We start from the raw sequence: 20,356 nt of genomic DNA, 5'->3' as shown, positions 1-20,356 counted from the left end.
AACCTCATCTTCTTTCTGCCAGAATAACCGATCTTTACTGCTTGTAAGAAACTTCTATTCTCAACCGCTTTGTTTCATTCCATTCTTCATAGAAAAAAACAAACAAAAAAATTTGGATTTTTTGATTCCTTTACAGCGAGTATGACTCACTTCAGGTTCAACATCCAAATTTATTTAAAAAAAATGGTGCGCCCAACAGGACTCGAACCTGCAACCTTTTGAATCGGAATCAAATGCGCTATCCAATTGCGCCATGGGCACGTAACGTTATTATTTTACAATGGGAAGCGCATTTCGTCAAGCGTTTATTGGGGCGCAGGCAGCGTTTTCCCGCAGGTTTGCACTTAGCCTTTCCACAATTCACCGCTCGCACCGCACTTAAACATCCCAAAAAAATTTGCTCTCTGGAGAAGATTCTGTTTTCAGTTTGCGCTTAAGTTAAAAAGAACCATTCTGAAATCATGATCCGCAAGGACTCAAGAATTGCGCAAGTTCAATTTTCATATTTCTGAACGCTTTTCCTTGTCAGTCATCTCTCCTCGATTTATGATAAAGACAGAGTCAGAATCCTGCTTTTCCAATTGCGGAGGTTTATTTATGAGTGAATCCCAGATTAAAGAGAAATACACCAGCAGCAAATCCCTAATCAATGATCTGATCCGGCTTACCCGCAGTGATCAGTATATTTTTCGCGGTATCAGCCGCAGAGCTGAGCTGAAGCCTTCCATCTGCCGCAAATATGACCGCTCAACGCAAACTCTTATCAATTTAAAAGAACAGGAATTCGCCCTGCTTCATCAGTTTCGTCAGCAAGCTTCCAATCTGTTATCCGGCACGATGGAAACTCTGGATTACGTTGCCTGCGCTCAGCATTACGGCATCCCAACACGCTTGATCGACTGGACTTATAACCCCTTTACAGCACTATACTTTGCGCTGGCTGAAAACAAACAGCCGGAGGAAGGGTATTATGAGTTGTTTGTTCTCCCCCTAAAGGAACAGATTGTCATTCATCGCAGCTACAATCAAAGCAAATGGAATCCGATTTCCAACGAATTCGTAGAAGACTATGCCGATTTTCTTGACCTCATTCGTGACAAAAGTCGATTTCTCACTGTAGTTCAGGAACGAAATGCCGCGCTGAATAAGCTGAATATCGTATCCAACACCCCTAATCCCAAAGGCTTAATTATCTATAACGGCAGCTCCAGCAATTCCCGCCTGATCGCCCAGGCTGGTCTGTTTTCCATTCCTTCTTCGATTGAAGCGGAAGACTCAGTTCGGGAAATCCGCGGTACGGCCAGCTGCATTCAAATTGAGCTGACTGCCAGAGAACGGTTGGAAACACTCGGCTTTCTGGATAACATGGGTTACAATAAACAGCGTCTGTTCCCTGATTTGCAGAACCTCTGCGATTCAATCGTTTCTCAAGCCCTGCAGGATCAGAGCGTTTCTAAATAAAGAGAAGCGCTATCAAAAAACATCGCAATAACCTGATTCCAATGAATCGGTCCGCGATGTTTTTTTTCCTTTTATTTCATCTTCAATATCCGCTTTCTTTATTGGCTGGATCCACGCTGCAGGAAAACTATTCTACCGCTGGAGAACAACCCTGTACTGACTTATAATTCGTCTTCGCCGGCTTCTGTGTAAGCTTCCATAGAATGGGGATCAAATAAGCCGACCTGCTGCTGACCAACTTCCGCTAAGCCCTCGGTTAACGATTCGTCTGCCTGAAACATCCGTCGGGAGATAAGCTCCATTAACATGCCCAGATTTAATCCGTAATACAATTTCAGCGCAGGCTGTTCCGTCACCTTTTCCATGGCAACATTGAACGGTGTACCGCTGAACAGATCCGTAAGAATGAGGATCTGATCATTTCCCTTCAGCCGTTTCAGCGCCTGCTCCATCCGTAGGCTAAGTTCAACCTTATCTGAATCCGCTGGAAAATCGACGGCTTCATAGTCTGTTTGTCGGCCCATGATCAGCTCCAGTGCCGAGGTTATCCCACTTGCGAAATGACCATGACCCATCACTAGAATTCCTGTACTCATCTCAATCTGCCTTACGCTTCCGGCAGATGCGCCAGTTCTTCCTTAAACGGATTTTCATTGGTATCAATGTTGGTGTCCTTAGCACCTTTGGCGGCAACAAACTGGAAAGGAACCGTCAGCATGATCGGAGCCAAGTATTTATTGGCCTTCACACTGAATACCAAATCCCGATGATCGGCCGGAGCTTCTTTCGCGGTAATCAGGTGGACACGCTCCGTATACCGGCGGAAAGCATCGCGGAACTGCAGACAGCGGTTCCATTCCGCTTCATCCGATCCCAACATCAGAATCGTCTGTTTCGGGGAGATTGCCATCGTCGGTCCATGCGAATACTCTTCGATTTCATAACCGATCGTCGGCAGCCTCAGCATTTCGCCGATTTTTAACATACCTTCCAACGCTGATCCATAATCAATGCCATAGCCCAGCACATAGATACGGTCACTGTTGACAATCGTTGTCGCATTGCGGTCATACCAGACTTCACTCTCCGCAATGACCTGATCAAACTGATTCAGGAAAGCTTCCGTTTCCGCCAGGGCCTGTTCAACTTCCTTTTCTGTCAGCTTGCCGCGCACCTCTGCCGCGCTGAGCGCCCACAAATACAACTGCAGCAGTGTTACCGTGTACCCGCGGGTTTCCGGCGGTGTTTCTTCCTTGCCGCACAGCAGATGGATAACATGATCAACATGGTGAGTAATCTCACTATCCAGATTTTCTGTCAGTGCCACAGTAGGATAGCCTTCACTGCGGGCCTTTTCCATCACTTCAATGGTAGAAATCGAGGTCCCTGACTGGCTGATGCCGACAAACAGAATTTCTTCTTTTTTTAACAGCCCGGTCCAATCCGCCTTTTCATAGTGCGCAAATACCGTTGGATAATGTCCCTGAGCCTCCAGTCCGCAGAGCTGTTTGAATTCATAAGCCGCGATCTGCGAGGCGTTATAGGAAGTTCCGGAACCAAAAAACAGGACTTTTTTGATCGGCAGCTGCTCAAACAACTTCCGGAAAGGATCAACGAATTCCGCACGGCGGCGGAAGGTTTCCCGCAGCGCCCGCGGCTGATCTTTCATATAGCCTAATACTGTTGGTTTTTCCATAATTTCTTCAGATGTCCTTTCTACAGTTTGCGAACAATTTCAGCCAGATCCTCCGGCACATCATCCGGCACCATCTGGACCTTAAGCTTGACGCCATGATCGGCCAGCCGCTTAAAGTTATCAACGTCCGCGTCCGACAGATACAACGTCTTTTTTACATGTTGATAGCCCGGCTTCCCAGACAGGTTGCCGACGGTAATCTGTTCAATTTGATAACCGTCCTCCACCATTTTTAACAAAGGTTCAGGACCTGCCGCTAAAAGCATCACCCGGCTGCCCTTATCCAGATTGCGCTTCAGCTTATCTGAAGCCGTCAGCGCATCCAGAATCGACAGCTTGACCTTTGCCGGACAGCCGAATTTCAGCGCCGTTTTCCGCATTTCATCTTTTGCGATCTTATCGTCGATCACAACGATCTTTTCCACACTATGATGCGGCACCCAATAACCGCAGACCTGCCCATGAATCAGCCGGTCATCAATTCTGACTTCAACAATCGCCATACTTCTATCCTCCTACGCCAAGATTCCGAACACACCGCAGACAAAGGAAACAGCGACGATGATCAGAATCAGTTTCATGATGCTGATTTTCTTTTTTAACAATCGATAGATCAATAACGTTGCGCCCAGCGAAAGCAGCTGCGGGCAGATCTCATCAAGATATTGCTGAACGACGACTTCACTGCCGGCAATCGAGAATGCAATCGGACATTCCAAACCGATCCAGGCGGCGATCATACAGCCGATAGCCGCAACCCCAACGATTCCGGCGCAATAGGTAAACAGCTGCATCTTGCCGGACTGCTGTAAGTTTTCCAACAGTTTGCTGCCATTGTTATAACCGATTTTCAGGCAGTAATACCGGGTTAGGAAGTTCGGAATATTAAAGGCTAAAAGCAGCACGATCGGACCGAGAACACTGCCCTGACTGGCGAAGCTGACGCCTAAGGAACAGGCGATGACTTTGAAGATTCCCCAGAAGAAGGTATCCCCGATCCCCGACAGAGGTCCCATCAGGGAAACCTTGACAGCATTGATGGACTCTACATCAAAGTTTTCATCGTCATGGGCCAGCTCTTCCATGGCCACTGCGATGCCCATAACAAACGGGGATGGAGCAACGGTCATGTTGAAGGCCGCAATATGCCGGTGCAGCGCGGCTTTATAGCCTTCCGGATCATCCTTCCAAATCCGCCTTAAGCTCGGCATCATCGCATACAGAAAACCCAGACCTTCCATGCGTTCATAATTGAAGGAACCCAACAGTGTGAAGGAACGCCAGTAGATTTGATTGAATTCTTTTTTAGACAGCTTGCGCGCATTGTCCTGCGTCGTGATTGGCATACTCATTTACAGTTCCTCCTCTTCTGATGGGTTAGCTGTATTCAGCTGGTCGCGTTTAAGCAGATAGATGATCCAGGCCAGCGCGACAGAAACAGCCGCTACGCCGATCATCGACATGCCTAACCAGGCAGTCAGGGCGAAGCCAATAATCAGATAAGGAACCAAATCCTGTTCCAATAACAAATTCATCAGCAAAGCAAAGCCCAAGGCCGGCAATACCTTCGCCACTGCGTTCAGACCATTGGTCATCCACGCCGGGAGGTTGTTGACAATAACGTTGATCGCTTCATTTCCGAAGTATAAAGCGACAAAGGTCAGACTAAGATAGATCAGGAATGTCAGAATACCGCAAAGCCAGTGAATCCAGATAATCTGCTTATCCTTACCGCCTTCATCGATCAGTTTATCGACGGTATGCATGGGTCCGGAATAAGCCGTATCCACCAGCGTCTGCAGAAATTGCATCAAAATTGAAACAGGTACGCCAAAAGCCATCGCAACTTCAATTCCCGATCCCGTTGACAAGGCAATCGCAGTTCCGATCGTACCGCCGGTGCCAATGCTCAAACCTGCAGTCGGGCCTATCGAAGCTGTCCCCATCCAGATCAGTTCCAGCTGTGCACCGATAATTAAGCCTTCCTTGACATTCCCCAAAATCAAACCAACCAGAAAACCAGTCACAACTGGTTCGCGAAGTTTGCATTCTCCCAGCCATCCGCCTTCTAAGACGGACAAGGCTGCGACAACGCCGATCAAAGCAGCTTGCAATGCAGACATATCATTTTCCTCCTTCTCACAAGACTGTTGTAACTATACCAGTTTATTCATCTGGTATAGTCACTATACCACTTAATTATTTTATACACCTTCACGCATGAGATTGCAATAAAAAAAGTGTGAAATTCACACTATTTCTTTGTTACGTATTTGAAAGATGTAAATTCAGGCATGTAATAAGCCTTCGTAAACTCTACCAGGCGATGCTGTTCGTCAAAACCAAAATATTCGTAAGCGAAGATCAGCTTCTTCGGTCCGGCTTCCATCACCTGCCGATAAGCCGCCGGAACCTCCTGAACCTCCATGTCGGAAATGATCGTCTTCGGCATATGTCCCTGCAGTTCCATGTATGTGTATAATGAGCCCTCCCCGAAATTAAACCGTTCCGGCTGCTTAAATAGGGATGCGGGGAAATAACAGATCTGTAAAGCATACGGCTGACCATCGATCCGCGACAGCCGGATCAGCTCATACAACTGCGGACTGTCAGGAAAATAATCCCGCGTTTCCCCCTGATTTTCAATTTTCTTAAACGAAAGCACTGTTCGGCTGGACTGAAAGCCGCTTTGAACCAGACTTTGACTTAGGCTCACATTCTCATTGTCGCCGAAAACCACTTTTTTTTCATTTTTCGGCAGGCGGCTGACAAAGGTTCCCTTGCCTTGGATCGACACCAGTGTCCCTTCCTCGACCAGCTTTTTGATCGCGTTGCGTACAGTCAGGCGATTGATGCCATATTGCTGCGCCATCTGCCGTTCTGACATAATTTTCTCACCGACGCGATACTCACCGGTCCGGATCTTCTCCAAAATATTTTCCATCAGCTGCACATAGACCGCTTTTTCCGTACTCATACCGTCGTCACACTCCTGAATTTAAAGAAGCTTGGAATGGCCACGATCTGAAAATATTCAAAGGGTTTGACAGAATCCAAATACGTCAGTCCCGTGCTCATCAGGATTTCCGCATCCTCTTCCACATGCAGCAGCCGTGCCTCTTCTTCACTGGCATGCACAATTCTGATTTCCTCTTCGTTGCGGCGGATATCATAGCCAAACTGCAGGCGCAGCACACGGTAAAGCGATTGGTTTTCCAGAGAAAGAGTCTCAATCCCGCGGACTTTTTCATATTCGATATAGACCTGTTCGATTGACCGTGGTTTATCCTCTACGATTCGCAGCTTGCGATAGCTGAAAACGCGGGTGGCGATCGGAATCTGAAGCTGTTCGCTGATCAGCTTATTGGCTTCCATGACTGACTGGTTCAGAATCGGATACGCATAATGAAAACCTCGGGCTTCCAAAGCCTGAGTGATTGATTCAAATTGGTCCAGCTGACGTGTTACATAGACTTCATCATTCATAAGTTCACCGTTTTCTAGTGGTTTAGTATAGTATACCACTTCTGAAAAATAAGCTCAAGCTGTCAGTTTATGCGATATTGCCGCGTATTTTTTTATCTTTGATCCTCATCGGTGGGGATCTGTCCCCTGCCCAACAGCCACAAAAAAACCGAACGCAAGCGCTCGGCTGTTCGACTTTTGGTGGAGCTGCGGGGAATCGAACCCCGGTCCAGGAATAGTCCCCATTCAGACATCTACAGTTTATTCCGTTTGCTTATAAAACAGAGTTGTTAACGGACAAAACACTCTGAGTTTGTCTGTGAATTGTCGAGAAATCCGTCCAGACTCCAAATTTCCTTATCCTTCATTTCTGATACTGTTCAACAACCTGAAGAAAGAATCATTGACAGCAGCTGCAAACTCGTTGTTGAGTAATTAAGCAGCGAAAGCAACCTGACGGTTTCCACCGAACAGATTAGCTAAAAAAGATTTTCCAGTTATTTTTTGTTGGCTGTTAGGCAGCCGCCCCACTGCAGTCTGAATCCAACTTAGACCTGTCGAAACCATGACAACCCCAGTTGTTATGCTATAACAGTATATAGCATAATCCGGTTTGCGTCAAATTATTCTTTGTTATTGGAGATGCGGTAGCCGCTCTTTCGATCCACACAATACTTCAGCGGTTTCTGTTTGAGATAACGCTGAAGGTTTTCCAGAGCCATCGCAATCACCGTATCATAAGTACTCTGCTGATTGTAATTGCCGGAAACATGCGGCGTCAAAATCACCCGATCGATCCCCCACAGAGGATTGTTCATCGGCAGCGGTTCCGGATCTACGACATCGAGAACCAGACCGCCGAAATGTCCTTGATCCAGCAGGGCGCACAAAGCAGAAGTATCCACCGTAATCCCGCGGCCCACATTGACAAGCACACAATCCCTGCGAGTTAAAGCCAGCCGGCGCTGATCAAAGAAGTGTCGGGTTTCCGGCGTACTTGGCAAGCACAGAGCGACGATGTCCGCCTGCGGCAGTTCCTCCTCAATCTGATCCATCAGCACCAGCCGATCGACAAAATCAGGACAAGCCCCCGGTGTTCGTTTTACACCGGTCACCGTGCATCCCAAAGCTTTCATCCGCCAGCCAAATTCCCGGCCAATATCGCCCAAGCCCACAATCAGGACAGAGGAACCTTTCAGCGAACGAACCTTGCCCTCATTTTTCCATACCCGCAGTTTTTGATTTTCACGATAAAGATTCAGCTTCTTATAAACCGACAGCACCCCGGCCAGCATATGTTCGGCGATGGCTGGTCCATAAGCTCCCGTCGAATTGGTCAGCAGGACATCCTGAGCTAATTTCTCTTCCTGAGCATACTGTTCAGCCCCGGCACTTTCCAAATGCAGCCAGCGCAGCGCCTTCGCCTCGCTCAGCCAGCGTTTCGGCAGATTTCCGATCACGACTTCCGCTTCCGCAATCCGCTGTTCATTGAGCTCAGCCCGTTCACAGAAATCGATCTGCGCCTGCGGACACGCCGCCTGTATGGAGGCGCGCAGTGAAGGCTCCGTCGGAATCAGCCAGCATACTTTAATTTGTTCCATGCAAATTCCTTCTTTCTGGCTTCATTGTACCTGAGCCTGCCTTATGCGTCAATCACCAGACTTCATGATTGAGTTGTTTTCCGGCTGTATGCTGATCCTCTGTTCCGCCAGCTTGATTCCCTTTTTACAAATCGATCTGGGCGCTTTGTCCACGGGCAAAAAACATCCAGGTCCATCAATGCTTTTCCGGTGTTTCCATTCCTGTTGATTCCACCGCACAGCGGGCGATGTTGCAGGTATGATCCGCCATTCGTTCCAGATTCCCCAGAATATCGCAGAATACCGAACCGGCTACGGCCGAGCTGCACTCCTGCCGGCTCATCCGTTCAAAATGATTCTGGCGAGCTTTATACTCTAGCAAATCCATATAGTTTTCATCTTCCAGCAGGGCCGAATACAGCGTGTAATCCTGCGATTCATAGACTTTTACCGACTGGGCCAGCATATGATCGAACAGATCAAACATCTGCATGACTTCCTCTTTTGCGCCGGCGGAAAACGCGGACTGATCCTCATTGACCATCTCAAAGAACTCGACAAGATTCACCGTCAAGTCACCGATGCGTTCCAAATTCTTAATCACCTGCAGGTTGAGATTCAGATCGGCCACTTCCCTGTCTGACAAGTTTTCCTTTGAGATCTGCATCAGATACTGCGTAATCTTGGTATCAAAACTATTGATCAGCGCCTCAGACTGCAGAATCATCTCATGGTCTTCCTCGTCCGTACCTTTGATAAAGTATTGCTGGGCTTCCCGTACCGTCTTGCTGACAACATCAACCATCTTAAATATAGATTTGTGGACAAGCTCCAGTGCTGAAGCAGGCAGCTCATGAATAATATTCTCATCCAGATCATCAATTTTGATATCCAGCCGCTCCGGTTCCTGTCCAGGAATCAGTTTTTTAACAAGCTGGCACATCTGTTTTAAGAATGGGAAGAACAGAATCGTCGCTCCGACATTGAACAAGATATGCGCGACCGCGATCTGCATCATCGGCGCAATGTTCAGCAGTTTTGATAATTCTGTAATCAGCAGAATGTAGGGCTGCAGAAGGAGCATGCCGATCAGCGTCCCAATCACATTAAACAGCGTATGTAAACCAGCCGTTCGTTTGGCTGCCAAGCTGCCGCCAATTGCTGCGAACACCCCGGTAATCGTCGTGCCGATATTGGAGCCGAAAACAAACGGCAATGCTGCCGACAGCGACATCGCCCCCGCTTCCACCAGCTTCTGAACCACGCCGATCGTTGCCGCTGAACCCTGAATCAAAGCGGTCAGCACCGTACCGGCCAACAAGGCCAGGATTGGCTGACGGCCCATCATCTCGGCAAAAGCAATGAATTCCGGCATATCCTTAAGCATGGATAACGAATCACCCATAATCCGCAGTCCATAGAACAACAAGCCGAAGCCCATCACAATTTCGCCGATCGTCCGGCTCTTTTTCCGCTTGGCAAAAGAAATCACCACACCGCCCGCAAATACAAAGAACAACGCAAACTGCTCCACTTTCAAACCGATTAAAAAAGCGGTGACCGTCGTTCCGATGTTAGCCCCCATTACGATCCCGGCCGCCTGTTCCAGCCGCATTAAGCCGGCTCGGACCAAACCAATCGTAATCGCGGTCGTTGCCGAACTAGACTGGATCATGATCGTAACTAAAGCCCCGATCAAAATCGCCATCAGCGGTTTGGATGTATATTTATCAATGTAATCCCGCAGCTTATCCCCTGCCAGACTTTTCAATCCATCCCCCATAAATTTAATGCCAAATAAGAACAGCCCAAAGCCGCCCAAGATCATATCCCACTGTATATCCTGCAATGTCATCCTTCCACTCCTCTCAAGGGTAAAGATACCAAGAAATAAAGAAAATGACTGTTAAGTTTCTGTTAAAATTCTGTTAATCTTACTCCGAATGCCGAAAATTCCTGAATTTTTCGCTTTATCGGGGGTCATTGGCCGCCCAATACTTACAGACTCACAAGGAAAGAAGAAACAAAACGTTTCAATTTCCTTGGTAAATCAGTCCATGCAATCAGCCTTATCCCTGCATCAGCGCTGTTTAGAGTCTGAGCTGAATCCTTCTGGTTTAATCTGACTGCCGCAAAACTTTGGAATCAACAATCCTTCTCCACTTTATTTCCCGTTTCATTCATAATCAGCACAGCGGTTCCGACTTCTTTCAGAATTCTTAAAACGCAGTCCTGACAGGAATGTTCTTCCGCAAGCTATGCTATAATAAGATCAAGCCCTCATGGGACAACAGAGGAGGAATTGACACATGATGTGGATTATTTTACTGGTCGTACTCGCGGTGCTGATCATCTGGTTTATCGCGACCTACAACGGGTTTGTTTCATTAAAGAATAAAGTAGAAGAAGCCTTTTCTACCATGGACGTGTATCTGGTCAAGCGCTATGATCTGATTCCAAACTTAGTGGAAACGGTCAAAGGCTATGCTGCACATGAAAAAGAAACACTGGAAAAAGTTGTTTCCGCACGCAGTCTGGCTATGAACGCTCATTCCATGGATGAAAAAATTGCCCAGGAACAGAACCTTTCCGGCTTATTGGGAAGGTTATTGGCCATTTCAGAAAGCTATCCGGATCTGAAAGCCAACACCAACTTCATCGACTTACAGCGTCAGCTCAAAGATATGGAAGGGGAAATTGCCAACGCCCGCAAGTATTACAACGGCGTGGTCAAAGCCTTCAATACCCGCACTGAAACCATTCCAAGCAATTTGATCGCTGGGATCTGCGGTTTTAAGAAAATGCCGCTGTTTGTCGTCAAAGATGAAGCTCAGCGCGAAAACGTCAAAGTTTCTTTCTGAAATATCGCTCGCTGCGATATTTTTTTCACCAAAAATGCAATGACAAAAGTTACGTCTGTGCCCTTGGCATAGAAATCAAGGAGTAAACTTATGAAAAAACGAATTTTGTTCAGCGTCCTGACGTTGTTTCTGCTTTTTGTGGGCTTACAGCCCGTTCACGCTCAGGAAAGCTTTACGATCGAGCATTACGACATTCAAATTGAGGTGAGCGAAGACGGCGTCTATACCGTAACTGAAACCTTGGACGTTCAATTTCAGCAGTCCAGCCACGGCTTAAATCTCACCCTTCCCAAGCGTTACCGCAGTGTCACATGGGCCATTGGCGATAAGGTTGTCAGCCGCAGTTACGTTTATCCGATCGATCACATCGAGGTGTTGTCCGGTCATGAAGTTAAGATCAGTGATGAGGATGATTACTATAATCTCCGTTTAGGCAGCGCGGATACCTATGCCCAGTCTTCAGAAAGCTATAAGATCCGCTATCAGGTGCATACCCGGGATTTGAAACTGGGCGGGATCCAAAGTTTCTACTGGAACCTGATTTCAGTAAACTGGGATACGACGATTGAAAAAGTAACCTTCCGGGTGACAATGCCGAAACCCTTCGATGCCGATCAGCTGTACTTCTATTCCGATCTGCCGCAGGATCAGTTTCAATTTCAGCAGGAAGGGACGACCTTCAGCGGTGAAACCTTATCCACCCTGCAGCCCTTTGAAGGGATAACCGTGAAGCTGGATCTGCCGGATCAGTATTTCACCTTTCCCAAAGCTGCCAATTATGCTTTGCCTTTAGCTCTGCTTGGCGGTTTTACCACCCTGCTCAGCATTCTGTGTCTGTTGAAATGGGGAAAAGATGAGACGCTGATCATTCCGGTGGAATTCAGTGCTCCGGAAGGAATTTCCAGTACAGAAGTCGGATTCATCTTAAATGGAACGATTCAGAACCGGGAAGTTTTGTCCTTGATCCTGGACTGGGCCAACCGCGGTTACTTATCGATTGAAGATCAGGATAAGACATTAAAGCTCAATAAGCTTCAATCCCTGCCGGAAACAGCTCCGGTTGCGCAACTGCGGTTGTTCAATGCATTATTTAAGAATCGTGACAGCGTCACGACCAAAGAACTGGAAGAGAAATTCTACACGCATCTCAATCAGGCGATTCAGGATTTCTCAGCGTATTACAATCTGCCGGAGAAACGATTATTTACCCGGATATCTTCCACCTTGCAGGTTGTTGTTGCATTCCTGGCTCCGCTGCCGGCCGCGGTTCTGGCTGCCCTGCAGGTCTATGCTGTCGAATTCAGCGGGGCTGCGATTGTTTTTCTGATCATCCCCTATTTACTGATGATCGCGGCGATTGTAATGGGATGCCTGCTTCAGCGGCGCTGGCACAGCTGCAGCGGCGGCTTCAAGTTTGGGATGCTTTTGGGGATGAGCCTCTTCACCCTTTTCTGGGCAGGAATGCTGACAGTGGCCTTTATCTGGGCAAATCAGGGATGGATCGTTCCAATATTCCTGATTCTCTGCACCTTAATCAGTGCCGGCTGTGCTGTCTTCATGAAGAAACGGACTGAGCGCGGCCAGCGTTTAACCGGTAAGGTTTTAGGTCTGCGGAATTTCATTCTGTATGCAGAAAAGGACCGTCTGGCCATGTTGGTTCAGGACGATCCGACTTACTTTTATTCCATTCTGCCCTATGCCTATGCGATGGGATTAACCGATATCTGGTCAAAACATTTCCGCGGTTTGACAATCGAACCACCGACCTGGTATTATGGCCCGGATGGCTGGACAACATGGTATATGATCAGCCGGCTGGATCGGACGATGAACTCCTTCCAGCAGGCTATGACTTCCGCACCGGTTTCTTCCAGCTCCGGTCCGCATGGCGGCAGCTTCGGCGGAGGCGGCGGGGGCGGCTTTACCGGCGGCGGCTTTGGCGGCACCTCCGGCAGCAGCTGGTAAAAACATCTTGGCTTAATCCAACGGTGAAATGATCTTTCTGTATAAACTTCGAGTCAAATTTTTAAAACAGAATGTCTTGATCATCCATTTTGCAGAAATGGGAAAACCGTGAATTTCCAAGCTGAGCCTGTTTTGTTTATAAACAACTTCATATGAAAAAAAGCTGTGGACCTTGGATATCAAATCTGTCCCACAGCTTTTTCATTTCTTATTCGCTTTAGAATAACAATCGAATCAGCAGACTCTCCGCCAGCATGATGCCCATTCCCAATGTCCAGCTAGCCAAATTAGCATCCACGGCAAGGGCTGTGCGATCCTCTTTTGTCTGTCCTTTCAGCCAACGGTGATAGATCCACACTTCGATCAGAACGATGGGCAATTCAATGATTCCCTGAAGGACGATCGCCAGCATTAAGTTCATATTGTTCATGCACACCAGCATCCACAATGTCATCAAGCCTTGAGTCAGTCCGTTAGTCAGCACAAATACCTTTGCATTTTCCCGCAGAGAAAATCCCTTTTTGATCAGGATCACGCCTTCAACAAGCAAGGTCAGCAACAAGGTAGACAAATATTGAAAAAAGTAGGCCTCAGCCTGAGGCGGTACTGTTAACTTTCCTGTCGCATAATCGACGGTCACTTTCAGCTGCATAGTCTGCTGAAAGATCGGATCGCTGATCCAGACCTGCCCGCTTTCCGTTACGATCATCAGCTTGTAAGGCTGCGTGATCGCCATATTCATGAAGCGATGCAGCCGGATTGGCCCGATCGCCTGTCCCTGAAGATCGCCGACAATCATTCGCGGTATTTTCTGACAGCTTACTTGGGTCACACTGTACCAGCCCGCATATTCCTGATCAAGCTGTTTTGCCATGACGGAAGTCAGCTCAGAAGCTGCCTTCTCCCGCATCGGCAGACATGCAGCATCCGTCTGAAACATCAGCGATACAATGTAATGTTCCTGCGGCGGATTTCTGACGACGACAACCAGTTCAGACTTCGGCCCCATATCCGCACTGGCTTTCATCCCTGCTGCCGCAAACAACAGCAGACCCAGCATCACGGCAAACCATCCAAAGCGCTTCCGCTTTCCTCGCATTTCTCCGCCTTCTTTCCTTCCAATTGCCTGACGCATCCAATGAATAAACATACCGCTTTCCAGCATCCTCAGCGCTGCTTTCAGACTGCCGCTGACTAGAAGATGGAACATCAAAGCCATACGAGTTTAATGTGAGTATGTTTGATCCTTAAAACCCTAAGCCTAAATCCAGGCTTCAATCACCAAGCTTAGAATGACCGCAGGCAGCCTGATGATCACCATCAGCGCCAGGGATTGCCGCAGACTTACAACATAGGACAAACCACATAGGAGTCCTTGTGTCAGCCCATTTGTTAAGATAAAGAGTTAAAGGTGCATCCCCTGAAAAAAATCTCAGCGGCTTCCAATCCCACCTCCTCGACAAAGCAAGCAAACAGTATGAACAGCAGCTGCAAGAACACAGCCTAAAGCACCGGCGATACATCGTTAACAATAAATCAGCCGGCTTAAAGGAACATAACGGAATTGGATGCGGTTCATTTTCTTATTCTTTTTAGAAGGGACACAATCCTTCCGCCTACGACCGATTTCACGCCATTGTTCTTAACTCCTTTTCCTGCTTTTATTATATCAAAAAAACACGGCTTACCACCGTGCTTTCATCGCTTTTTCCATCTCCCGCTTTGCATCTTTCAGCTTCGCGTCTTCGCGCTTGTCATACAACGCTTTGCCCTTGGCCAGAGCAATCTCCATTTTAGCCCGGCCATTTTTTAAATACAGCTTGACCGGAACGATTGTATAGCCTTTAAGCTTCACTTTCTGTTGAAGCTTGACGATCTCCATTTTATGCAGCAGCAGCTTTCGTTCCCGCGTTTCATCATGATTGAACTGGTTGCCATGATCATAGGCAGCAATATGCATTTCCTTAATCCAGGCTTCTCCGCTGATGATACTGATATAGGCATCTTTGAACTGAGCTTTGCCCTGTCGGATCGACTTGATTTCGGTGCCGGTCAGAACCAGTCCGGCTTCAAAGCGTTCCTCTAACGCATAGTCATGGGACGCCTTGCGGTTGACGGCAATGATTTTTTCACCGCTCATCGTGATTCCTCCTTATGCTTGGGTGGGTTTGGGTTTCCGCCGATGAGAACGGCGGCGTTTGTTTTTCACAGGAATGCTTTCGGCAGGCCGACTCGAATCTTTGCGATAACCGGTTTTCTTTGCGGCCGGTACCACGGCTTCCCGTTTTTCCTTACGCGGGCGAACCAGATCGAAGTCGATTTCCTGATGAAGCTTGCTGGCACCGGTGACTTTGATTTTTACGCGCTGTCCCAAGCGGTAGATCTTTTTCGTCCGTTCGCCCTTTAAGCTTAATGTATCCGGATCATAATGATAGTAATCATCGGTCAGCTTCTGCACGTGAACCAGACCTTCCACCGTGTTTTCCAGTTCAACAAAGAAACCAAACTTGGTTACGCCGCTGATCACGCCCTCGGCAATTTTTCCGACCTGATCCTCCATGTATTCCGCTTTCTTCATGTCTTCTACTTCACGTTCCGCTTCAATCGCGGCCCGTTCCCGTTCAGAGGTCTGTTTGCCGTATTCCTCCATCTTCAGCTCATCCTCTTTCATCACTTCCGGATCAAAGGCTAAGCCAAAGCAATACTTATGCAGCATCCGGTGTACGATTAAATCCGGATAACGGCGAATCGGGGATGTGAAGTGTGTGTATTCCTCTAACGCCAGACCAAAATGTCCCAGACAGCGCGGATCATATTTGGCCTTCTGCATACTGCGAAGCATCATGGTTGAGATCACCGGATATGCTGGATCCTCCTTAAAGGAGTCCAGAAGCTGCTGCAGCTGCAGCGGCCGGATTTGTTCCACGCTGCCTTTGAAGCGCTTGCCCATCAACAAGACAATCTTGGCGAAATCCCGCAGCTTTTTCGGCTCTGGGGCTTCGTGAACCCGATATAAAGCTGGTACTTCAAGCCACTTTAAATGCCGGGCTACGCATTCATTGGCGCAGACCATGAAGTCTTCGATCAACATTTCCGCTTCTTTTCGTTCGCGTACTTGAATTTCCTCAATCTTGCCTTGGGGATTTAGGATGATTTTCGCCTCCGGTGTTTCGAAATCAATCGCCCCGGCGGCATGGCGGCGCTGACGTATCGCCCGCGAACAATCCCGCATAAGACCGATCATATTAACCAGTTTTTTGTATTTCCGGCAGGTTTCTTCCTCGCCTTCCAGAATAGCATTCACCGCGGTATAAGTCATCCGTTCGGTTGTCTTAATATAGGAGGGAAAGATCTCATAGTTAAGAATCTCTCCACTTTCACTGATCTCCATTTCGCAGGACAGCGTTAGCCGCAGCACCTTCGGATTCAGCGAACAGATGCCGTTGGACAATAAATGCGGAAGCATCGGCACAACCCGGTCAACGACGTAGGTTGATGTTCCGCGCTTCAGCGCTTCCAGATCCAGCGGACTGTTTTCCGGCACATAATGAGAAACATCCGCAATGTGGACACCCAGCCGGTATCCTCCATCTATCTTTTCCACGCAAACCGCATCGTCAAGATCTTTGGAATCTTCACCATCGATCGTAATAATTGTTTTTGCGGTGCAGTCGCGCCGACCCTCTTTGTCCTTCGGCGTAACCCGTGCCGGAGTTTTCTGCGCCTGTTCCATGACTTCCTCTGGAAACTGCGGATCAATATCATATTCCAGCAGCACCGACAGGATATCGACGCCTGGATCATCAATATGTCCTAACAGCTGAACAATTTCCAGTTCCATCGGATCGCCGTAGCGCAGGACCTTTAATAAGGCCTTGGTACCGCTGACCATTTTAAACGCCTGCCAGTTCTTAACGATCAGCCGGGCTTTAATCCGTTCATCATCCAGTTTCAGCTGCAGGCCTTTGCCCACAGAACTGAAAAAGGTTCCCACCAGCGTATTGGTTTTATGCTGCAGAACGCGGATCACTTCACCTTCGTCACTGCCGTAAAAGGATGGTAATTTTTTTACAATCGCCAGATCCCCATTCATCGCACCATGCAGATTGGCCTCCGTGAGATGAATGCTGTTCTCATTTTCCAGATCCAGAAAGCCAAATCCCTTTCGATTCACAGACAGGACGCCGCGGTAATAGCCACCCATTTTCGCTGGCATCAGATTTCCTTTCTGGCTGAACACGATCACATATTGCTCGGCCAGTTCATTGACCGCTTTATTCATCGCAATGAATTCTTCAGTTGTTGATAAGCCCAGCGTTTCCTGCAGCTGAGCTAAACTTAACGGCCGATACTGCTCGTCCGCAATCATTGTTTCTATTTGTTGTTTTATGTCTGTTTGTTCCATAACTTCACCTCGAATTTCTTTAATTAATATGAAAAAAGGCCGCTGTTGACGGCCGTTAGTTCAGTACTCTAATCACAATGACCAGCACGAAGAACAAAATTCCGACAACCAGTGTGGCATTCGAAATGATCTTCTCCGGTCCTCTCTCTTTTACATTGGCAAACAGATTTAATCCGCCGCTCCCTGTAAAAGCACCGCTGATCCCGTCTGATTTTCCACTTTGTAACAGAGAAAGAAGTATTAAAATCACGGACACCACCATCAATAAGATATCAAGCATCTTAATCCTCCTTTCAGATTTATCGCTTTTCTATTATAACAAAGGAATAGTCAAATTGCAAACAGTTCCGCAGTCATCCTGATGAAATCCCTCAAATTCCAAAATTCACTCTTCGTTAACAGAGAATCTTTTTCGTTAGCCGCTCTTATTCTTGACCAGAATCAGACTTTCTAACCTAATTCATCCCTATGACAAATACGGTACTCTGTTTTCCACAGAATACCGTATTTGTTTTCCCTTCTTTTATTGACAGAATTTTTCTTATTCCAGACAAAATTGACGTACTACCTGATCTTTGTCTTCAAATACAGCCCGGCCTGCGACCACAGCGGCAATGGGTGAATGCGACAGCCGATGAATGATTTCAGCCGTAGCGCCGCCGTCAATCCATATTTTCCGTTCATGATTCTCGGCAAGCTGCAGTGCAAATTCTTCCATCACTTTCTGATATTTCTGTTTGGGATCCTCTGGAAAAGCTGTTGCTATGAGAAAATAATCGGTCAGATTCAGCAGTTCAGCTAAATGTTCGCTCTTTCTATCGACAGCATTCAGACTAATTCCGACACGCAATCCGGCTTTTTTGAAGGCATTAACTACCCTGTCAGGATGTTTCAGATGTGAAAGCTGAATAAATACGATCGTCGGCTGGCAGCTTTGAATCTCGGTCAGATAATCCATGGGATTCAATACTTCAAGATGAATTGATTTTACCGAGGAATGAGAGTATTCACAGATACGTCGGCACATCTTAGTGCCAAAGGTTATTCCTGAAACAACAACTCCATCCTCGATATCAAGATGAATTTCGTTAAAATAACGATCCGCAAACTCTATCTCCTCTGCCATATGCAGAAGATCCGCTGAGGCCAGCGACGGACTGATCCGCATTAGAGATCGCCCCGAACCGCTTTTGCTTTTCCCATCAGTTCTGCCACTCGCTTAGAGTCAACAGGATTATAGAACTTTCCTTCCTGCTTCATCCAGGTTCCGACAACGCAGCCGTCCGCAAGCGATAGAATATCCTCAATCGTATCAGCACGGACGCCATTGCTGGCAAAAATCGGGATCTCTGTGGCCGTTTTTGCCCGGCTGACTAATGAACCATCAATGGATGATCCCGCCGTTGAACCGTAGACCAGCAACGCACTTGGCGCTAAAGAGAAGGTAACTGTTTTGGCTACTTCCTCAATCGAACGTTCAGCAAGCTGACGTGCTCCTTCCGGAACCAACGTTGCCAAGGTTAGAATATCCCGGCACCCTACCTCGATGCGATGCCGTTCAATTTCACCCATGCGCACATCTGAAATTCCATCATTTCCAGCATAAGCTCCGCACAAGGTCTCCCGAATAAAGTCTGCGCCTACGGCCGCTGCCAGGTCATATGTTTTCATAGGATCGGCAGCAACATCCACACCGAAAGGCACATGAATTTCACTCATCAGTTCGCCAATGATCCGCGCCATGCAGGCAATGGTTACCGGATGAACGTCGCTTAAATAGGGAATCGAATATTCATTGCAGAACAGAATTGCATCAATTCCGCCTTCCTGCAAAGCCTGCAAATCAGTCCGTGCCCGATTCAACACTTTCTGTATTCCTCCCTGCGGATCATATTTCGGATCGGTAGGCAGAGCCATTAAATGCATCATGCCAATGACTGGTTTTGTCGTTTTGAACACTTCTTTTATTCCCATTCTTTTTCATTCCCTTCCTTTAGAAATTTTACATTTAAAAACTGACTTAAAGACTCCGCATCCAGAGCATCCATGGCTCCAATAAAATGTTTATCTTTAAGATTGCGGATGATCTGCGAAACAATGCGAATATGTTCCTGATCATCCTGAAGCGCTAAGTTCATGACATACCGAACCTCAACCTGCAGATCTACATTTTCCATACTGCGAAATTTTACTGGATGCTCTAACCGCAAAACACAGACAGCCTGCTGCAGCACATATTCCTTGCTTGTATGCGGGATTGCGATCGGACAGGATGCCGTCAGTCCCGTCGGGAAACTTTCTTCCCGGGCAGCACAGCTGGCATAAAAATCAGGTTTGACACAATTCATTTCCAATAGCTTCTGGGCTGTCTGCCGCAATGCTTCCTGCCATGTTTCAGCAGTTCCCTCAATTACAAATATCTGACTCATTTTACACGCTCACAATTTTCTGAAATTTGAATAGACTTCCCTGGCTTCTCAATACGCTCAATAAGAATCTGCTTCCGCTTTTTCCTGAGGGTCCGGAAAATTTCTTCCGTATCTTCACGGCTAAAGACGTTGGGAATTCGATATACGGTATCTTTGCGCTGCATGTAGATGCGAATGCGGATCTCCGGATTGTATTCGATTCTGAGGATTTTATTAAGTGGGATGTGCTTGGTATCTAACAGCCCATTGTAGAAATAGAGTTCCTCATCCTCAATGCGAAGCTTACAAGTCTTAGCTCGAAACAGATGCAGTCCACTCATCCCAATCGCTATTCCGTAAAACCACAGATTCAGAACCACTGAATGAAACAGGGTTGGATGCAGGATCAGTAATAATGATAATAACATTACACTCCCCACTCCGACGCCTAAGTAAATTTTTCTAACACTTTCTCTGACATAATAGGTTTTCATCGTTATCCCTCTAATTCTTAA

The 20,356-nt window shown here is 47.3% G+C and carries 20 protein-coding genes, 1 tRNA gene and 1 other RNA gene; 3 read left to right on the top strand and 19 right to left on the bottom strand.

The features are described 5' to 3' along the window. Positions 1-184 precede the first annotated feature (184 nt). A tRNA-Arg gene (locus MCG46_RS04720) sits at positions 185-261 on the bottom strand. A gap of 336 nt (positions 262-597) precedes the next feature. On the opposite strand from MCG46_RS04720, the gene MCG46_RS04715 reads away from it, so the two are divergent. Further along, positions 598-1,461: an FRG domain-containing protein gene (locus MCG46_RS04715; RefSeq protein WP_240278107.1), complete on the top strand. Its 864-nt coding sequence runs from the start codon at positions 598-600 to the stop codon at positions 1,459-1,461. Between the two features lie 161 nt (positions 1,462-1,622). Here MCG46_RS04715 and MCG46_RS04710 read toward each other — a convergent pair whose 3' ends face one another. The 10 genes from MCG46_RS04710 to MCG46_RS04665 form a co-directional block, all read right to left on the bottom strand. Further along, positions 1,623-2,057: a PTS sugar transporter subunit IIA gene (locus MCG46_RS04710; protein WP_240278105.1), complete on the bottom strand. Its 435-nt coding sequence runs from the start codon at positions 2,055-2,057 to the stop codon at positions 1,623-1,625. A gap of 11 nt (positions 2,058-2,068) precedes the next feature. Then, a complete protein-coding gene (locus MCG46_RS04705; protein ID WP_240278103.1) occupies positions 2,069-3,157 on the bottom strand; it encodes an SIS domain-containing protein in 1,089 nt (362 codons plus the stop codon). 20 nt (positions 3,158-3,177) lie between these two features. After that, positions 3,178-3,660 carry a PTS system mannose/fructose/N-acetylgalactosamine-transporter subunit IIB gene (locus MCG46_RS04700; RefSeq protein ID WP_240278101.1) on the bottom strand — a complete coding sequence of 161 codons (483 nt, stop codon included), beginning with the start codon at positions 3,658-3,660 and terminating at the stop codon, positions 3,178-3,180. 12 nt (positions 3,661-3,672) lie between these two features. Then, entirely contained in the window at positions 3,673-4,509 is an 837-nt protein-coding gene (locus tag MCG46_RS04695) for a PTS system mannose/fructose/sorbose family transporter subunit IID (RefSeq protein WP_240278099.1), read from the bottom strand. Beyond that, a complete protein-coding gene (locus tag MCG46_RS04690; protein WP_240278097.1) occupies positions 4,510-5,280 on the bottom strand; it encodes a PTS mannose/fructose/sorbose/N-acetylgalactosamine transporter subunit IIC in 771 nt (256 codons plus the stop codon). Positions 5,281-5,411: 131 nt separating this feature from the next. Next, positions 5,412-6,134, bottom strand: a complete 723-nt coding sequence (locus MCG46_RS04685) for a GntR family transcriptional regulator (protein ID WP_020224739.1) — start codon at positions 6,132-6,134, stop codon at positions 5,412-5,414. Further along, on the bottom strand, positions 6,131-6,643 hold the full coding sequence (locus tag MCG46_RS04680) for a GntR family transcriptional regulator (RefSeq protein WP_240278095.1): 513 nt from the start codon (positions 6,641-6,643) through the stop codon (positions 6,131-6,133). Before MCG46_RS04680 ends, MCG46_RS04685 begins: the two co-directional genes overlap by 4 nt. 178 nt (positions 6,644-6,821) lie before the next feature. Next, positions 6,822-7,198, bottom strand: a transfer-messenger RNA (tmRNA) gene (gene ssrA / locus MCG46_RS04675). A 47-nt stretch (positions 7,199-7,245) separates the two neighbouring features. Next, complete coding sequence (locus MCG46_RS04670; protein WP_020224741.1) at positions 7,246-8,223, bottom strand: D-2-hydroxyacid dehydrogenase; 978 nt, start codon at positions 8,221-8,223, stop codon at positions 7,246-7,248. A gap of 175 nt (positions 8,224-8,398) precedes the next feature. Next, positions 8,399-10,057 (bottom strand): Na/Pi cotransporter family protein, encoded by a 1,659-nt coding sequence (locus tag MCG46_RS04665; RefSeq protein WP_154237541.1) that lies wholly within the window; start codon positions 10,055-10,057, stop codon positions 8,399-8,401. A 454-nt stretch (positions 10,058-10,511) separates the two neighbouring features. On the opposite strand from MCG46_RS04665, the gene MCG46_RS04660 reads away from it, so the two are divergent. Together MCG46_RS04660 and MCG46_RS04655 are read left to right on the top strand one after the other, a co-directional pair. Next, on the top strand, positions 10,512-11,063 hold the full coding sequence (locus MCG46_RS04660) for a LemA family protein (protein ID WP_154237540.1): 552 nt from the start codon (positions 10,512-10,514) through the stop codon (positions 11,061-11,063). 90 nt (positions 11,064-11,153) lie between these two features. Next, a complete protein-coding gene (locus tag MCG46_RS04655; RefSeq protein ID WP_240278092.1) occupies positions 11,154-13,028 on the top strand; it encodes a DUF2207 domain-containing protein in 1,875 nt (624 codons plus the stop codon). A gap of 217 nt (positions 13,029-13,245) precedes the next feature. Here MCG46_RS04655 and MCG46_RS04650 read toward each other — a convergent pair whose 3' ends face one another. The 8 genes from MCG46_RS04650 to MCG46_RS04615 all read right to left on the bottom strand — a co-directional run bounded on the left by MCG46_RS04650 (position 13,246) and on the right by MCG46_RS04615 (position 20,335). Further along, on the bottom strand, positions 13,246-14,238 hold the full coding sequence (locus MCG46_RS04650; RefSeq protein WP_240278084.1) for a hypothetical protein: 993 nt from the start codon (positions 14,236-14,238) through the stop codon (positions 13,246-13,248). 474 nt (positions 14,239-14,712) lie between these two features. Beyond that, positions 14,713-15,168 (bottom strand): SsrA-binding protein SmpB, encoded by a 456-nt coding sequence (gene smpB / locus MCG46_RS04645; protein WP_020224747.1) that lies wholly within the window; start codon positions 15,166-15,168, stop codon positions 14,713-14,715. A 12-nt stretch (positions 15,169-15,180) separates the two neighbouring features. Beyond that, the gene (rnr, locus tag MCG46_RS04640) at positions 15,181-17,433 is read right to left on the bottom strand and encodes a ribonuclease R (protein ID WP_240278081.1); all 2,253 of its coding nucleotides are present in this window, start codon (positions 17,431-17,433) and stop codon (positions 15,181-15,183) included. Positions 17,434-17,488: 55 nt separating this feature from the next. After that, entirely contained in the window at positions 17,489-17,713 is a 225-nt protein-coding gene (gene secG / locus MCG46_RS04635) for a preprotein translocase subunit SecG (RefSeq protein ID WP_006057619.1), read from the bottom strand. A gap of 261 nt (positions 17,714-17,974) precedes the next feature. Next, the gene (locus MCG46_RS04630; protein ID WP_240278080.1) at positions 17,975-18,601 is read right to left on the bottom strand and encodes a hypothetical protein; all 627 of its coding nucleotides are present in this window, start codon (positions 18,599-18,601) and stop codon (positions 17,975-17,977) included. Then, entirely contained in the window at positions 18,601-19,407 is an 807-nt protein-coding gene (locus MCG46_RS04625) for a BtpA/SgcQ family protein (protein ID WP_240278079.1), read from the bottom strand. The genes MCG46_RS04630 and MCG46_RS04625 overlap by 1 nt, the downstream gene beginning before the upstream one ends. Then, a complete protein-coding gene (locus MCG46_RS04620; RefSeq protein ID WP_240278078.1) occupies positions 19,398-19,862 on the bottom strand; it encodes a PTS sugar transporter subunit IIA in 465 nt (154 codons plus the stop codon). The genes MCG46_RS04625 and MCG46_RS04620 overlap by 10 nt, the downstream gene beginning before the upstream one ends. After that, positions 19,859-20,335: a hypothetical protein gene (locus tag MCG46_RS04615; RefSeq protein WP_154237533.1), complete on the bottom strand. Its 477-nt coding sequence runs from the start codon at positions 20,333-20,335 to the stop codon at positions 19,859-19,861. The genes MCG46_RS04620 and MCG46_RS04615 overlap by 4 nt, the downstream gene beginning before the upstream one ends. Positions 20,336-20,356: the final 21 nt, after the last annotated feature.

Origin of the sequence: Holdemania massiliensis, from assembly GCF_022440805.1 — a bacterium.
Lineage (GTDB): Bacteria > Bacillota_I > Bacilli_A > Erysipelotrichales > Erysipelotrichaceae > Holdemania > Holdemania massiliensis_A.
The sequence above is the reverse complement of the archived record's forward strand: the minus strand, read 5'-3'. Positions and strand labels throughout refer to the sequence as shown.

What these genes read in the sequence shown, in the direction of transcription:
- MCG46_RS04715 (WP_240278107.1), top strand. Translation starts at nt 598, where the DNA reads ATGAGTGAATCCCAGATTAAAGAGAAATACACCAGCAGCAAATCCCTA.
- MCG46_RS04710 (WP_240278105.1), bottom strand. Translation starts at nt 2,057, where the DNA reads ATGAGTACAGGAATTCTAGTGATGGGTCATGGTCATTTCGCAAGTGGG.
- MCG46_RS04705 (WP_240278103.1), bottom strand. Translation starts at nt 3,157, where the DNA reads ATGGAAAAACCAACAGTATTAGGCTATATGAAAGATCAGCCGCGGGCG.
- MCG46_RS04700 (WP_240278101.1), bottom strand. Translation starts at nt 3,660, where the DNA reads ATGGCGATTGTTGAAGTCAGAATTGATGACCGGCTGATTCATGGGCAG.
- MCG46_RS04695 (WP_240278099.1), bottom strand. Translation starts at nt 4,509, where the DNA reads ATGAGTATGCCAATCACGACGCAGGACAATGCGCGCAAGCTGTCTAAA.
- MCG46_RS04690 (WP_240278097.1), bottom strand. Translation starts at nt 5,280, where the DNA reads ATGTCTGCATTGCAAGCTGCTTTGATCGGCGTTGTCGCAGCCTTGTCC.
- MCG46_RS04685 (WP_020224739.1), bottom strand. Translation starts at nt 6,134, where the DNA reads ATGAGTACGGAAAAAGCGGTCTATGTGCAGCTGATGGAAAATATTTTG.
- MCG46_RS04680 (WP_240278095.1), bottom strand. Translation starts at nt 6,643, where the DNA reads ATGAATGATGAAGTCTATGTAACACGTCAGCTGGACCAATTTGAATCA.
- MCG46_RS04670 (WP_020224741.1), bottom strand. Translation starts at nt 8,223, where the DNA reads ATGGAACAAATTAAAGTATGCTGGCTGATTCCGACGGAGCCTTCACTG.
- MCG46_RS04665 (WP_154237541.1), bottom strand. Translation starts at nt 10,057, where the DNA reads ATGACATTGCAGGATATACAGTGGGATATGATCTTGGGCGGCTTTGGG.
- MCG46_RS04660 (WP_154237540.1), top strand. Translation starts at nt 10,512, where the DNA reads ATGATGTGGATTATTTTACTGGTCGTACTCGCGGTGCTGATCATCTGG.
- MCG46_RS04655 (WP_240278092.1), top strand. Translation starts at nt 11,154, where the DNA reads ATGAAAAAACGAATTTTGTTCAGCGTCCTGACGTTGTTTCTGCTTTTT.
- MCG46_RS04650 (WP_240278084.1), bottom strand. Translation starts at nt 14,238, where the DNA reads ATGTTCCATCTTCTAGTCAGCGGCAGTCTGAAAGCAGCGCTGAGGATG.
- smpB (WP_020224747.1), bottom strand. Translation starts at nt 15,168, where the DNA reads ATGAGCGGTGAAAAAATCATTGCCGTCAACCGCAAGGCGTCCCATGAC.
- rnr (WP_240278081.1), bottom strand. Translation starts at nt 17,433, where the DNA reads ATGGAACAAACAGACATAAAACAACAAATAGAAACAATGATTGCGGAC.
- secG (WP_006057619.1), bottom strand. Translation starts at nt 17,713, where the DNA reads ATGCTTGATATCTTATTGATGGTGGTGTCCGTGATTTTAATACTTCTT.
- MCG46_RS04630 (WP_240278080.1), bottom strand. Translation starts at nt 18,601, where the DNA reads ATGCGGATCAGTCCGTCGCTGGCCTCAGCGGATCTTCTGCATATGGCA.
- MCG46_RS04625 (WP_240278079.1), bottom strand. Translation starts at nt 19,407, where the DNA reads ATGGGAATAAAAGAAGTGTTCAAAACGACAAAACCAGTCATTGGCATG.
- MCG46_RS04620 (WP_240278078.1), bottom strand. Translation starts at nt 19,862, where the DNA reads ATGAGTCAGATATTTGTAATTGAGGGAACTGCTGAAACATGGCAGGAA.
- MCG46_RS04615 (WP_154237533.1), bottom strand. Translation starts at nt 20,335, where the DNA reads ATGAAAACCTATTATGTCAGAGAAAGTGTTAGAAAAATTTACTTAGGC.